The organism is Amycolatopsis sp. NPDC104587, from assembly GCF_055583645.1.
In genome coordinates this window covers 1-14,240 of record NZ_JBVJNO010000020.1, presented here as the reverse complement: position 1 = coordinate 14,240, position 14,240 = coordinate 1, and the positions used below count along the sequence as shown (strand labels likewise).

Below are 14,240 nucleotides of genomic sequence, written 5' to 3'. Positions count from 1 at the left end.
TTTGGTCATGACCGAAATGAAGGACAGGACCGACCTCGTCGAGATGGCGTGGGACCCGATCACCCGGATCGTCGGCAGCCTCGGGATCTACACGAAGATCGACTGGGCGGCCAAACGCGTCGTCGAGTGCCACAGCACGTCGTCGGTCTTCCGCGGCTACAGCATCTTCATGAAGGGCAAGGACCCGCGCGACGCGCACTTCATCACCAGCCGGATCTGCGGGATCTGCGGCGACAACCACGCGACGTGCTCGGTGTACGCCCAGAACATGGCCTACGGCGTGCGCCCGCCGCACCTCGGCGAGTGGATCATCAACCTCGGCGAGGCCGCCGAATACATGTTCGACCACAACATCTTCCAGGAGAACCTCGTCGGGGTCGACTACTGCGAGAAGATGGTCGCCGAGACCAACCCCGGAGTGCTGGAGCTGGCCAACCGCACCGAGGCGCCGCACGCCGGCGACCACGGTTACCGCACCATCGGCGACATCATGCGCTCGCTCAACCCGCTGGAGGGCGAGTTCTACCGCGAAGCCCTCCAGGTGTCCCGCAGCACGCGCGAGATGTTCTGCCTGATGGAAGGCCGGCACGTCCATCCGTCCACTTTGTACCCCGGCGGTGTCGGCACGGTCGCCACCGTGCAGCTGTTCACCGACTACCTGACCCGGCTCATGCGTTACGTCGAGTTCATGAAGCGCTGCCTGCCGATGCACGACGACCTCTTCGACTTCTTCTACGAAGCCCTGCCCGGCTACGAAGAGGTCGGCCGGCGGCGGATCCTGCTCGGCTGCTGGGGCAGCCTGAACAACCCCGAGTACTGCGACTTCACCTACGAGAACATGGAGGCCTGGGGCCGGAAGATGTACGTCACGCCCGGCGTGGTCGTCGATGGCGAGCTCGTCACGACCAGCCTGGTCGACATCAACCTCGGCATCCGGATCCTGCTCGGCAGCTCGTTCTACGAAGACTGGGCCGACCAGCCGATGTTCGTCACGCAGGACCCGCTGGGCAACCCGGTCGACCAGCGCCACCCGTGGAACCAGCACACGATCCCACGCCCGGCGAAGCGCGACTTCGAGGGCAAGTACTCGTGGACGATGTCGCCGCGCTGGTTCGACGGCAAGGACCACCTCGCCCTCGACACCGGCGGCGGCCCGATCGCGCGCCTCTGGGTCACCGCGCTGGCCGGGCTCGTCGACACGCCGTACCTGAAGTCGACCGGCCACAGCGTCAAGATCTCGCTGCCGCGCACGGCGACCAAGCCCGAAGCCGAGTTCGAGTGGAAGATCCCGAAGTGGAGCAACGCGCTCGAGCGCAACCGCGCGCGGACGTACTTCCAGGCGTACGCGGCGGCGCTGGCCCTGCACTTCGCCGACCAGGCCCTCGGTGAGGTCCGCCAGGGCAAGACCAAGACGTGGGAGCCGTTCAAGGTCCCCGACGAAGGCGTGAGCTGCGGCTTCACCGAGGCGGTCCGCGGCGTGCTCTCGCACCACATGGTGATCAAGGGCGGCAAGATCGCGAACTACCACCCGTACCCGCCGACGCCGTGGAACGGCAGTGTCCGCGACAGCTTCGGCACGCCGGGGCCGTACGAGGACGCCGTGCAGAACACACCGATCTTCGAGGAGAACACGCAGGAGAACTTCAAGGGCATCGACATCATGCGCGCGGTCCGCAGCTTCGACCCGTGCCTGCCCTGCGGCGTGCACATGTACACCGGCAAGGGCAAGGTCGTCGAGCGGCTGCACACCCCGCACGCGTTCGGCGGGGAGCTCGGATGACGGAGGTCGACCGGGTCGGCGAGCGCATCGAGCAGCTGCTGGGCGAGCTTTCGGGCAAGGACGCCGAGCTCGCCGAGGAGCTCGTCCACACGCTGCTCGAGTTCTACGGCGCTGGCCTGGCCCGGATCGTCGAAGCCGTCGACCGGCCGCTGCTGGACCGCCTCGCCGAGGACGACCACGTCCGCGGCCTGCTCGTGCTGCACGACCTGCACCCGAAGTCGACGCACGAGCGGGTCGCCGAAGCCCTCGACAAGGTCCGGCCGTACCTGGGTTCACACGCCGGCGACGTCGAGTTCGTCGGGATCGACGACGGTGTCCTGCGGCTGCGGCTGCAGGGCACCTGCGACGGCTGCCCGTCCTCGACGGTCACCGCGAAGTACGCCATCGAACGCGTCGTCAGGGAAGCGGCGCCGGAGATCTCCGACGTCGTCGTCGAAGGGGTGGTGGAAGACGCCGGTCCGGGTGGGCGTCCGCTGCTGCCGCTGTGCCCCGTGGAGGTCCCGTGACCGGCGGCCTGCGCAGGTTCCGCACTCCCGCCCCGCGCGCCGCGCCGGGTGAGAAGTGCGAGATGTGCGCGGAGCCGATCGGGTCGGAGCACGGGCACGTCATCGACCTCGAGTCCCGCACGATCATGTGCGCCTGCCGGGGCTGCTACCTGCTCTTCACCCACCGCGGCGCGGGCGGGAAGCGGCACCGGGCGGTGCCGGACCGGGTCCGGCACTTCCCTCGCTTCGGCCCGGGCCCGGCGTTGTGGGAGTCCGCCGGGATCCCGGTCCGGACGGCGTTCCTGTTCCGCAACTCCGTGCAGGACCGCGTGGTCGCGTTCTACCCGAGCCCGGCAGGGGCGACCGAGTCCCTGCTCCCGCTGGGCACCGGTGACGACCTGCTCGCCGACCTCGCCGACGACGTCGAAGCGCTGCTGCTGAACCAGCTCGATCTGGGCTTCGAGGCCTTCCTGGTGCCGATCGACGTCTGCTACGAGCTGGTCGGGCTCGTCCGGACGACCTGGCGAGGCTTCGACGGCGGCGCCGAAGCGCACGAGGCCATCGACGGCTTCTTCGCTCGGTTACGGGAGCGCAGCGATGGCTGAGCTGACCTTCGACTGCGTCGACGTCCGGCCGCTGAAGTACGCGGCTTCGCCGACGCTGGCGTTCAAGCTGCGGATCACCGAGCTGTCCGGGCAGCCGGTGCACGCGATGGTGCTGCGCGTCCAGATCCGCATCGAGCCACAGCGCCGCCGCTACTCCGACGACGAGTCCGAGCTGCTCACCCACCTCTTCGGCGAGCGCTCCCGGTGGGGCGAGACGCTGAAGCCGTTCCAGTTCACGACGGTTTCGGTGACGGTGCCCGGGTTCTCCGGCGCCACCGAAATCGACGCCGAGGTCCCGTGCACCTACGACCTCGAAGTCGCGGCGGGCAAGTACTTCCACGCGCTCTCCGAGGGTGTGGTGCCGATGGTGCTGCTGTTCAGCGGCACCGTGTTCGGCAAGGGCGGGCCGGGGTTCTGGGTCGAGCAGATCCCGTGGCACACCCAGGCCGAGGTCCGGATGCCGGTGGGCGTCTGGGAGGAGCTGATGGCGCGGTACTTCCCGAACGTCGCGTGGGTCAAGCTGCCGCGCGAGACGGTGGACGCGCTGCTCAAGTACAAGGCGCGGCATGCGATCCCGACCTGGGAAGCCGCGATCGAGCAGCTGCTGGCGGGTGCGCCGTGAACGTTCTCGAGCAGGCCCGCGCGGTCGGTGACGCCATGCTCTACGAGGGTTATCTCCTCTACCCGTACCGGGCGTCGGCGCCGAAGAACCGCGTGCGCTGGCAGTGGGGTGTGCTGGTGCCGCCGTCGTACGCGTCGGCGGAGATCGGCGAGCACGCCTCGGCCCGCGTCGAATGCGTTCTCGAACCCCTCGAGCACACGATCCTGCGGATCAAGCTGCGGTTCCTGCAAGCTCGGCCCCGGCACGACACGTGGGACGAAGCCGACGAGCACGAGATCGACTTCGAGCTGCCGCTGTCCGAGCTGCCGGTCGAAAGGCCGTTCCAGCGGGAGCTGTCCGGCGTCCTCACCGCCCGGGTCGACCCGCTCGACGGGCCGTTCGGCGGCACCCGGCTGCGGGTCGAGGTGCACAACACGACGTCGTGGCATTCCGACGGCGTCCGCGAGCACGCCCTCCGCCATTCGCTGCTGGCCGCGCACCTCGTGCTCAGCGTGGACACCGGGCACTTCCTGTCGATGCTCGACCCGCCGGAGTGGGCGAAACCGGCGGTCGAAGCCTGCCGGCAGGAGCGGCTGTGGCCGGTGCTGATCGGCGACACCTCGCGCAGCACGGTGATGCTCGCGTCGCCGATCATCCTCTACGACAACCCGTCGATCGCGCCGGAAAGCCCGGGTGACCTCTTCGACGGCACCGAGATCGACGAGATCCTGACCCTGCGCACGATGACGCTCACCGACGAGGAAAAGCGCGAGGCCCGGGCCACCGACCCGCGTGCGGCGGCGATCCTCGACCGCGTCGACACGATGCCGCCGGAGCTGCTCGACCGGCTGCACGGCGCGATCCGGTCCGTGCGGCCGGTCGCGCCTTCGGTGTCCGTCGCCGGGGTGCGCGTCGCCGAGGGGTCCCGGGTCCGGCTGCGGCCGAACCTGCGTGGCGCCGACGCCCAGGACATGTTCCTCACCGGCAAGACCGCCACCGTCCGGGTCGTCCTGTCCGATGTGGACGGCGCCACGCACGTCGCCGTCACCCTCGACGACGACCCCGGCGCCGACCTCCAGCACGCCCACGGCCGGTACCGGTACTTCTCCCCCGACGAAATCGAACCCCTGGAGGTCGCGGAATGAGGCCACGAGTCCTGGTCGCCGGCATCGGCAACATCTTCCTGAGCGACGACGGTTTCGGCGTGGAGGTCGTCAAGGAGCTGGAAGGGGCCGACCTGCCGCCCTGGGTGCAGATCGCCGACTACGGCATCGCCGGCATGCACCTCGCCTACGACCTGATGGGTGGTTACGACACGACGATCCTGCTCGACGCCACTCCGCACGGCCGGCCGCCCGGCACGCTCTCGCTCATCGAGGCCGACACCGACGACACCGCCGCCCTCACGAAGTCGTCGATCGACGCGCACGGCATGCAGCCGGACGCGGTGTTCCGGCTGCTCCGGCTGCTCGGCGGGGATGCCGGGCGGGTGCTGCTCGTCGGCTGTGAGCCGGCTTGTGTCGACGAAGGGATCGGCCTGTCGCCCGAGGTGACCGCAGCCGTTCCGGCGGCCGTGCGCGCCGTCACCGAACTGGCCTGGGGCACCAGCCCCCGGCTGCAGCCGACGGAGGTCTGAGCTCATGTGCCTCGGCATCCCGGGCGAGATCATCGAAATCAGCGAGGACCGCCCGGACCTCGCGAAAGTGTCCGTGAGCGGCGTCAAGCGCACCATCAACATCGGCCTGCTCGACGACGACCCGCCGAAGCCCGGCGAGTGGATCCTCATCCACGTCGGCTTCGCACTGTCCAAAATAGACGAGCAGGAGGCCGCGGCCGCGCTCGAGTTCCTCGAAAGCATCGGCAAGGCGTACGAGGACGAAATGGCCGCGCTCTTGGAATCCCGGATCGATTAGGAGTCGTCATGCGTTTTGTCGACGAGTTCCGCGACGCGGAGAAGGCGCGGGCGCTGTCCGCGAAGATCACGTCGCTGTGCGAGCCGGGCCGGCACTACAAGTTCATGGAGGTCTGCGGCGGGCACACGCACACCATCTACAAACACGGCCTCGAGGACTACCTGCCCGAGAGCATCACGCTGGTGCACGGGCCGGGCTGCCCGGTGTGCGTGATCCCGATGGGCCGCATCGACGACGCCATCCACATCGCCCGGCAGCCCGGCGTGCTCATGACGTCGTTCGGCGACATGATGCGCGTGCCCGGGTCCGGCGGGAACTTCTTCGACTCGAACGCCGAGGGCACCAACATCCGGATGGTGTACTCCCCGCTCGACTCGCTGAAGATCGCGCGGCAGAACCCGGACCTGCGCGTGGTGTTCATGGCGATCGGCTTCGAGACGACCACGCCGTCCACCGCGATGACGCTGCTGCGCGCGGCCGCCGAAGGCATCGAGAACTTCTCGGTGTTCGGCAACCACGTCACGATCATCCCGGCGATCAAGGCCATCCTCGACTCCCCCGACCTGCGGCTCGACGGCTTCATCGGCCCGGGCCACGTCTCGACGGTGATCGGCTGCCGGCCGTACGAGTTCATCGCGCGCGACTACGGCAAGCCCGTGGTCGTCGCCGGGTTCGAGCCGCTCGACATCCTGCAGTCGATCTACATGCTGATGTTGCAGCTGTCCTCGGGACGCTCGGAGGTCGAGAACCAGTACTCCCGGGTGGTGCCCTGGGACGGGAACATGGTGGCGCTGAAGGCGATCACCGAAGTCATGGAGCTGCGGCCGTACTTCGAGTGGCGCGGCCTCGGGTTCATCACGCACTCGGCGATGGCGATCCGCGCGAAGTACGCGAAGTTCGACGCCGAGCGGATCTTCGAGATCCCCGGCCTGCGCGTCGCCGACCCGAAGGCGTGCCAGTGCGGCGAGGTGCTCAAGGGCGTGCTGAAACCGTGGGAGTGCAAGGTGTTCGGCACCGCGTGCACCCCGGAGACACCGATCGGGACGTGCATGGTCTCGCCCGAAGGCGCCTGCGCGGCGTACTACAACTTCGGCCGGTTCAGCCGTCAGCGCGTCCGGGAGGCGAGCCGCGCATGACGACCACCGAACGCGAGCAGCAGGTCCTGGACCGCATCGAGCGCGCCCGGCGCCGGCGCGCGAAGGTGCGTGAAGAGCGCATCACGCTGTCGCACGGCGCGGGCGGCAAGTCGACGCACACGCTGATCGAAGCGGTGTTCCTCGACGCGTTCCGCAACCCCCTGCTGGAGCCGCTCGAAGACGCGGCGTCTCTGACGATCGGGGACGCGCGCCTGGCCCTGACCACGGACTCCTACGTCGTCTCGCCGCTGTTCTTCCCCGGCGGGAACATCGGCGACCTGGCGATCAACGGCACGGTGAACGACCTCGCCGTGTCCGGCGCGCGGCCGTTGTACCTGACCGCCGGGTTCATCCTCGAAGAGGGCTTTCCCGTCGAAGACCTGCTGAAGATCGTCGACTCGATGAAGACCGCGGCTGAATCGGCGAACGTCCAGATCGTCACGGGCGACACCAAGGTCGTCCAGCGCGGCAAGGCCGACGGCGTGTACATCAACACGGCCGGGGTCGGGGTGCTCACCCGCACCGGCTTCGGCGTGGCCACCGTGAAGCCCGGAGACGCCGTCCTCGTCTCCGGGCCGATCGGTGACCACGGCGTCACGATCATGCTGGCCCGCGGTGAGCTCGACATCGACGCCGACCTCGAGTCCGACACCGCGCCGGTGCACGACCTGGTGGCCGGGCTGCTGGCCGCGGTCCCCGGCGTGCGCGCGATGCGGGACGCGACCCGCGGCGGTGTCGCGACGATCCTCAACGAGATCGCGAAGGCGGCGGAGGTCGCCGTGGTCGTCGACGAGAAGGCCGTCCCGGTCCGGACCGAGGTCCGCGGCGCGTCGGAGCTGCTCGGCATCGACCCGCTGTACGTCGCGTGCGAGGGCCGGATCGTGGTCGTCGTGGACGGCGCCCAGGCCGCGGACGCCCTGGCCGCGATGCGCGCGCACCCGCTGGGCGCGGACGCCGCGGTGATCGGGCGGATCGCCGACGACCCACCCGGGATCGTGCTGCTGAACACGACGTTCGGCGGCACCCGGATCGTGGACCTGCTGGTCGGGGACCCGTTGCCGAGGATCTGCTGAATGCACGAAATGTCCGTCACGCAGTCGGTGGTCGACACGATCGTCACCCGGCTCGGCGACGCGCGCGTGTCGTGCGTGCGGCTGGAGATCGGGCGGCTGTCCGGGGTGGTCCCGGACAGCGTCCGCTTCTGCTTCGACGTCCTGTGCACGGGAACCTCTCTGGAAGGCGCCCGGCTGGACATCGCCGAGCCGTCCGGGCTGGCGCGCTGCCGCGACTGCGGCGCCGAGTTCACGCTCGACGACTTCATCCTGCTGTGCCCCTGCGGCAGCGCCGACGTCTCGGTGCTCGCCGGGCGCGAACTGCGCATCACCTCGGTGGAGGTCAGCCATGTGTGACACCTGCGGCTGCTCCGATTCGGACGTCCGGATCACCGACCACACCCACACCGTGGTCCTGGAGCAGGACATCCTCGCGAAGAACGACGAGCTCGCGTCGCACAACCGGACGCATCTGCGCTCGTCGGACGTCTTCGCCCTGAACCTGATGAGCTCCCCGGGCGCGGGGAAGACGACGCTGCTGGAGCGGACCATCCGCGCTGTCGATGTTCCGTGCGCGGTGGTCGAGGGTGACCAGGAGACACTGCTCGACGCCGAGCGCATCAAGGCCACGGGCGCGCCGGTGGTGCAGATCAACACCGGCGCCGGCTGCCACCTGGACGCGTCGATGGTGCACCGGGCTCTGCACTCGCTCGCGCTCGCGCCCGGCTCGACGCTGTTCATCGAGAACGTCGGCAACCTGGTCTGCCCGGCGCTGTTCGACCTCGGCGAGGCCGCGCGCGTCGTGATCCTGTCGGTGACCGAGGGGCCCGGGAAGCCGCTGAAGTACCCGCACATGTTCGCCGCGACGGACCTGGTGCTGCTGAACAAGGTCGACCTGCTGCCGTACGTCGACTTCGACGTCGCGGAGTTCGAGCGGGACGTCCGCCGCGTGAACCCGACGGCACAGGTCCTGCAGATCAGCGCCACGCGCGGCGACGGCCTCACCGAGTGGCACGACTGGCTACGGCAACCTGTCCGAAGCTGATCCCGCCGTCGTTCGTGGGCACGTCCCGGTGGGTCAGGACGGTGAAGCCGGTGTTCTCCAGCGCTTCGACGGTCCGGTCGAGCAGAAGCACGTTCTGGAAGACACCGCCGGACAGCGCGACGGTGGTGCTGTGCTCCCGCAGCCGGTCGCAGGTGCCCGCGATCGCCGCGGCGACCCCGTTGTGGAACCGCGCGGCCCTGACCGGCCGGCCGGCGGTGTCGTCCAGGAGCGCGGCGATGAGGTCCTCACCGTGGACGACGTCGTCGACGCGCGCCGGGTAGGCGGCCGTCTCGGCGGGGTCGGCGAGCTGCTCCAGCTCGATGGCGGCCTGGCCCTCGTAGTTGACGGTGTCGCGGACCCCGAGCAACGCGGCGGCGGCGTCGAAGAGCCGGCCGGCGCTGGAGGTCAGGGGTGAGTTGAGGCCACTGCGTTTCAGCTTCACGATGGTCTCGTCCGCGGGCCGCCCGAGTTCGTCCACATAGGACGCGGCCATCCGCCACGGCTGCCGGATGGCCTGCGCGCCCCCGGGCATGGCGACGGTGCGGAGGTGGCTGAGCCGCCGGTAGGTCGTCAGGTCGGCGAGGAGGAACTCACCGCCCCAGATGGTGCCGTCGGGACCGAAACCGGTGCCGTCGAAGGCGACGCCGAGGACCGGGCCGTCGTGGTGGTTGTCGGCCAGGCAGGCCGCGATGTGGGCGTGGTGGTGCTGCACGCCCAAGAGGTCGGTTTCCTGCTCCAGCGCGTATTTCGTGGAGAGGTACTCGGGGTGGAGGTCGTGGGCGATGAGCGTGGGCTCGATGTCGAAGAGGCGTTTGAGGTGGGTGATGCCTTCGGTGAAAGCCAGGTAGGTCTCGTAGTTCTCGAGGTCGCCGATGTGGTGCGAGACGAAGGCGTGACGGCCTTTGGCGAGGCAGAAGGTGTTCTTGAGCTCGGCGCCGCAGCCGAGAAGGTGCTTTGTCGTTTTCTCGATGCGGACGGGCTCGGGCGCGTACCCGCGCGACCGCCGTTGGAGCTGGGGCTTCCCTCGGACGATCCGCACCACGGAGTCGTCGGTCCTGGTGTGGATCGGCCGGTCGTGGCCGAGAAAGGCGTCGGCGATGTGTTCGAGGCGGCTGAGGTCGTCGTCGCGGTGGACGATGGGCTCGTCGGAGATGTTGGCGCTGGTCAGGACGATGGGGCCGGTGCGTTCGAGCAGCAGGTGGTGCAGCGGGGTGTAGGGCAGCATGAGCCCGAGCCGCCGATTCCCGGGCGCGACGGCTTCGGCGAGGCCGGTTTTCTTGGGCAGCAGCACGATGGGCCGTCTTCGGCTGCCCAGCACTTCTTCGGCGTTCCTGTCGACTTCCGCCAGCTCCCGGGCCTCGGTCAGGTCGGCGACCATGACGGCGAAGGGCTTGTCCTCACGGTGTTTCCTCGCGCGCAGCTTCGTCGCGGCTTCTTCGTGCCGCGCCCCGACGGCGAGGTGATATCCACCCAACCCCTTGATCGCGACGACCGCGCCTTGGTCGATCGCGGCCGCGGCTTGGCTGATCGGCTCACCGCCGCCGGGCTCGAACCGGAGAGTGGGCCCGCAGGCCGGGCAGCAGACGGGCTGGGCGTGGAACCGCCGGTCGTCGGGGTCTTCGTACTCCTGCTTGCAGTCGGCGCACAGCGCAAACCCGGCCATGGTGGTGAGCGGCCGGTCGTAGGGCACCCCGGTGACGATCGTGAACCGCGGGCCGCAGTTGGTGCAGTTGACGAAGGGGTACCGGTAGCGCCGGTCCGCGGGGTCTCGGAGCTCGCGCAGGCAGTCGTCGCAGGTGGCGGAATCGGCGGAGACAAGCGTGTCGGCGGCGCCCCCGTCGGGACTCTCGACGATCCGGAAGCCGGTTGTCCCTTCCGCGGGAATCTCACGCACGTCGACCCGATCAACCACAGCGAGCGGCGGGGCCTGCTCTCTCAGCGCCTCTTCGAACGCGGCGATCGCGGCTGGCGAGCCTTCGACCTCGATGAACACCCCACGCGCGTCGTTCCCGACCAGGCCCCCGAGCCCGAGCTGCCTCGCGAGCCGATGGACGAAAGGCCGAAACCCCACGCCCTGCACCACCCCGGCGACCCGCACCGCCACCCGCACCGGCTCAGTCTGCGCCCCCGCCGGCCCATTCGGCCAGGGCCGGCAGGTCCGGCCGCTGCCGCAACGCGTCCAGCACCACGTGCACCGCCGCGCGGGTCGGGGAGCCCCGCCGCACCACCGCGGCGATCGTCCGCGTCACCGGGGTTGCCAACTCGCGCGTCGACACGTGGTAGCGGCGGTCCACCGCCAACCCCGGCAGCAGCGCGATCGACAACCCGGCCTCCACGTGCTGCAACGTCATCAAGTAGTTGCTGAAGCGGCACACCACCCTCGGCTCGAACCCCGACTCGCGACACAGGCGCAGCGTCAGGTTCGCCATGTACGACTGCGGTGCGTCCAGCGCCCACGGCTCGTCCGCGTAGGCCGAAAGCACCGCCGGGCCTCGCGGAGCGTCACCCGAGGACACCAGGACGATCGGGTCCGTGGCCAGCGGGACGATGTCGAGGTCCGGGCCCAGTGGCTGCTCGACGAAGTCGGTCGTCGTGAGGATCACGTCCGCGTCGCCGCCGCGCAGGGCCGGGATGCTCGCGTGGGGCTCGAGCTCCAGCAGCTCGACCTCCAGGTGCGGGTGCGCGGCCGCGAGGCGGGTCACCGCCGGGACCGCCATCGTGTGGATCGCGCTCTGGAACGCTCCCAGCCGGACCTGGCCGACCGGCTCCTCGCCGAGGGTGCGCAGCTCCGCCTCGACCGTGTCCATGTGGTCGAGGATCGCCCGCGCGCGCCGGGCCAGCATCAGGCCCGCCGGTGTCAGGCGGACCCGGCGGCCCGTGCGTTCCAGCAGCTGGGTGCGGGTTTCCGCCTCGAGCACCGCGAGCTGCTGGGAGACGCTCGACGCGCTCAGGTTGGCGTCCTGCGCGACCGCGCGGACCGTGCCCAGGGTGTCGAGGCGGCTCAGCAGCCGCAGGCGCCACGGGTTCAGCATGACCCTCATTCTTGTACGGCAGAACCGAACACCAAAGCCGGAATCGTGAGCTGGACGTGACGCTCGGCGTCGACCTACCGTCGAGCCCATGAACCCCACCGCCACGTTCTGGGCCGACGCCGACCGGCACCTCGTGCGCTACGGCGGCGCCTTCACGCGCGAAATCATCGACCACGCCGAAGGCAGCTTCGTCTTCACCGAGGACGGCCGCCGGATCCTCGACTTCACCTCCGGCCAGATGAGCGCGATCCTCGGGCACTCGCACCCGGAGATCGTCGAGACCGTCCGGCGGCAGGTCGGGCGGCTGGACCACCTGTTCAGCGGCATGCTGAGCCGCCCGGTCGTCGACCTCGCCCGGCGCCTGGCCGACACGCTCCCGGCCCCGCTGGAGAAGGCGCTGCTGCTGACCACGGGCGCCGAGTCGAACGAGGCCGCCGTCCGGCTGGCCAAGCTCGTCACCGGCAAGCACGAGATCGTCTCGTTCGCCCGCTCGTGGCACGGCATGACGCAGGCCGCGGCGAGCGCCACCTACAGCGCCGGCCGCCGCGGGTACGGGCCCGCCGCGCCGGGCAACTTCGCGATCCCCGCGCCCCACTCCTACCGCCCGGACTTCACCGACGCCGACGGCAACCTCGACTGGCGGCGTCAGCTCGACTTCGGCTTCGACCTGATCGACGCGCAGTCGGTCGGCAGCCTGGCCGCGTGCCTGGTCGAGCCGATCCTGAGCTCCGGCGGCATCATCGAGCCGCCGCCCGGCTACTTCGCGGCGTTGCAGGAGAAGTGCCGCGAGCGCGGCATGCTGCTGATCCTCGACGAGGCCCAGACCGGGCTCTGCCGCACCGGCACGTGGTACGCGTTCGAGCGTGACGGCGTGGTCCCCGACATCCTGACGCTGTCCAAGACCCTCGGCGCCGGGCTGCCGCTGGCGGCGGTGCTGACCAGCGCGGAGATCGAGCAGGAGGCGCACAACCGCGGCTTCCTGTTCTTCACCACGCACGTCGCGGACCCGCTCCCGGCGGCGGTCGGCAACACGGTCCTCGACGTGCTGGTCCGCGACCGGCTCGACGAGCGCGCCCTCGAGCTGGGCGGCGTGCTGCGCCGGGGCCTCGAGCAGCTCGCGGAGTACCACGACGTGGTCGGCGACATCCGCGGCCGTGGCCTGCTCGCGGGTCTGGAGCTGGTGGTGGACCGCGACACCAAGCAGGGCTCGGACGAGCTGGGCGCCCACGTCACGCGGCGCTGCCTCGAGCTGGGCCTGCACATGAACATCGTCCAGCTGCCGGGAATGGGCGGAGTGTTCCGGATCGCCCCGCCGTTGACGGCGACCGAAGAGGAGATTTCCCTGGGGCTGTCGATCCTCAACGACGCCATCGGGGACGCCGTCAAAGCGCTCTGAACGACGAAGGCCTCCTTGCCGGCCCGGGGAGCCGGCAAGGAGGCCGTCATTCACAACGACGTCAGAAGCCCGCCGTCACCTTCGTGAAGTCCCAGTCGTTCTGCGCGATGCCGCTGCACGCCGACTGCACACCGCCGCCGGGGCAGCCGCGGTCGCGGTTGACCGACCAGAACGCCAGGCGGCCGATCTTGTTCGACTTCGCCCAGTTCGTGATCTGGGTCCACGTCGACAGGTCCGTCAGCTCCTGCTGGTCGGACAGCCCGTTCATGCCCGAGATGCCCAGGTGGCTGTACGCCGTGGCGTCGTTCCACCCGAACGTCGACTTCAGCTTGTCCCGCAAGCCGTTCGCCGCGCTCGTCGTGCTGGCGTACATGTTCGAGCCGCCGCCGAAGTCGAACGGCATGATCGTGAACACGTCCACGTTCGCGCCGAGGGCCTTCGACTGGTCGATGAGCCGGTTGCCGTAGAAGTTCGGGCCGGTCGTCGACGTGCCGAACGTCAGGATGGTCTGCACGCCCGGGTTGTTCTGCTTGACGATCTTCAGCGCGCCCAGGATCCGGTCCTGGACGGCCTCGTTCTCGAACTCGTCGGAGTTCTCGATGTCGATGTCGATCGCCTTGAGCCCGTACGCGTTGATCACCTGCTGATACGCGCCGGCCAGCGCGGCCGACGTCGAGCAGTTCGGGCCGAGCTTGTTGCCGCTCCAGCCGCCGAACGACGGGACGACCTGGCCGCCCGCCGCCTTGATCTGCGCGATCGCGTTGGCGTCCGCGCTGCCCGAAAGCGGACGGCTGCTGTCCCACGCCGGGTTGCAGCCACCGGAGGCGTTGATGAACGCCATGGTGAACCACTTGACGCCGGTCGCGTTCATCACCGTCTGCGGGTTCGGCGGGCTGCCCCAGCCCATGTACAGGTACGGCGCGCCCTTGCCGCCGGTGCCCGGCGGCGGGGTGGTCGTGGGCGGGGGTGTCGTCGTAGGCGGCGGTGTGGTCGTGGTGGGAGGTGTCCCCCCGGCCGCACACGACCCGCCGTTGAGCTTGCAGTTCGACGGCGCGACGTACGAACCCGAGTACGTCACGTTGAAGCCGAAGCTCGCGCTACCGCCGTTGCCGACGTTGCCGTTCCAGGTGTTCTTGACCGTGACGTGCTGGCCGGCGGCGGTGTAGCTGCCGTCCCACAGCGAAGCGATCTTCGC

At 69.6% G+C, this 14,240-nt stretch carries 15 protein-coding genes; 12 read left to right on the top strand and 3 right to left on the bottom strand.

The features are described 5' to 3' along the window. Positions 1 to 7: 7 nt before the first annotated feature. Genes ACZ61C_RS42715 through hypB form a run of 11 tightly spaced genes read left to right on the top strand, consistent with a single transcriptional unit; the run spans position 8 to position 8,617 of the window. Positions 8 to 1,780 (top strand): nickel-dependent hydrogenase large subunit, encoded by a 1,773-nt coding sequence (locus tag ACZ61C_RS42715; RefSeq protein ID WP_465313677.1) that lies wholly within the window; start codon positions 8 to 10, stop codon positions 1,778 to 1,780. Continuing rightward, positions 1,777 to 2,286, top strand: coding sequence for a NifU family protein (locus ACZ61C_RS42710; protein WP_465313676.1), 510 nt, complete (start codon positions 1,777 to 1,779; stop codon positions 2,284 to 2,286). Before ACZ61C_RS42715 ends, ACZ61C_RS42710 begins: the two co-directional genes overlap by 4 nt. Continuing rightward, positions 2,283 to 2,870, top strand: a complete 588-nt coding sequence (locus ACZ61C_RS42705) for a DUF5947 family protein (RefSeq protein ID WP_465313675.1) — start codon at positions 2,283 to 2,285, stop codon at positions 2,868 to 2,870. Before ACZ61C_RS42710 ends, ACZ61C_RS42705 begins: the two co-directional genes overlap by 4 nt. Beyond that, positions 2,863 to 3,492 (top strand): DUF6084 family protein, encoded by a 630-nt coding sequence (locus ACZ61C_RS42700; RefSeq protein WP_465313674.1) that lies wholly within the window; start codon positions 2,863 to 2,865, stop codon positions 3,490 to 3,492. The genes ACZ61C_RS42705 and ACZ61C_RS42700 overlap by 8 nt, the downstream gene beginning before the upstream one ends. Next, a complete protein-coding gene (locus tag ACZ61C_RS42695; RefSeq protein WP_465313673.1) occupies positions 3,489 to 4,616 on the top strand; it encodes a hypothetical protein in 1,128 nt (375 codons plus the stop codon). Before ACZ61C_RS42700 ends, ACZ61C_RS42695 begins: the two co-directional genes overlap by 4 nt. Beyond that, positions 4,613 to 5,107 (top strand): hydrogenase maturation protease, encoded by a 495-nt coding sequence (locus tag ACZ61C_RS42690; RefSeq protein ID WP_465313672.1) that lies wholly within the window; start codon positions 4,613 to 4,615, stop codon positions 5,105 to 5,107. Before ACZ61C_RS42695 ends, ACZ61C_RS42690 begins: the two co-directional genes overlap by 4 nt. Positions 5,108 to 5,111: 4 nt before the next feature. Next, positions 5,112 to 5,384 (top strand): HypC/HybG/HupF family hydrogenase formation chaperone, encoded by a 273-nt coding sequence (locus tag ACZ61C_RS42685; RefSeq protein ID WP_465313671.1) that lies wholly within the window; start codon positions 5,112 to 5,114, stop codon positions 5,382 to 5,384. Between the two features lie 8 nt (positions 5,385 to 5,392). Next, on the top strand, positions 5,393 to 6,520 hold the full coding sequence (gene hypD / locus ACZ61C_RS42680; protein WP_465313670.1) for a hydrogenase formation protein HypD: 1,128 nt from the start codon (positions 5,393 to 5,395) through the stop codon (positions 6,518 to 6,520). Then, positions 6,517 to 7,593 (top strand): hydrogenase expression/formation protein HypE, encoded by a 1,077-nt coding sequence (hypE, locus tag ACZ61C_RS42675; protein WP_465313669.1) that lies wholly within the window; start codon positions 6,517 to 6,519, stop codon positions 7,591 to 7,593. Before hypD ends, hypE begins: the two co-directional genes overlap by 4 nt. Beyond that, entirely contained in the window at positions 7,594 to 7,929 is a 336-nt protein-coding gene (locus ACZ61C_RS42670; RefSeq protein ID WP_465313668.1) for a hydrogenase maturation nickel metallochaperone HypA/HybF, read from the top strand. Next, positions 7,922 to 8,617: a hydrogenase nickel incorporation protein HypB gene (gene hypB / locus ACZ61C_RS42665; RefSeq protein ID WP_465313667.1), complete on the top strand. Its 696-nt coding sequence runs from the start codon at positions 7,922 to 7,924 to the stop codon at positions 8,615 to 8,617. The genes ACZ61C_RS42670 and hypB overlap by 8 nt, the downstream gene beginning before the upstream one ends. On the opposite strand, the gene hypF is transcribed toward hypB, so the two are convergent. Next, positions 8,574 to 10,727, bottom strand: a complete 2,154-nt coding sequence (gene hypF, locus ACZ61C_RS42660; protein ID WP_465313666.1) for a carbamoyltransferase HypF — start codon at positions 10,725 to 10,727, stop codon at positions 8,574 to 8,576. The two genes, hypB and hypF, sit on opposite strands and share 44 nt — an antisense overlap. Before the next feature lie 4 nt (positions 10,728 to 10,731). Beyond that, complete coding sequence (locus ACZ61C_RS42655) at positions 10,732 to 11,649, bottom strand: LysR family transcriptional regulator (protein WP_465313665.1); 918 nt, start codon at positions 11,647 to 11,649, stop codon at positions 10,732 to 10,734. Between the two features lie 88 nt (positions 11,650 to 11,737). Between ACZ61C_RS42655 and ACZ61C_RS42650 the strand changes: the two genes are divergently transcribed. Then, on the top strand, positions 11,738 to 13,045 hold the full coding sequence (locus ACZ61C_RS42650) for an aspartate aminotransferase family protein (protein ID WP_465313664.1): 1,308 nt from the start codon (positions 11,738 to 11,740) through the stop codon (positions 13,043 to 13,045). 61 nt (positions 13,046 to 13,106) lie between these two features. On the opposite strand, the gene ACZ61C_RS42645 is transcribed toward ACZ61C_RS42650, so the two are convergent. Next, the coding region (locus ACZ61C_RS42645) for a cellulose binding domain-containing protein (protein ID WP_465313663.1) at positions 13,107 to 14,240 on the bottom strand (1,134 nt) is incomplete at its 5' end.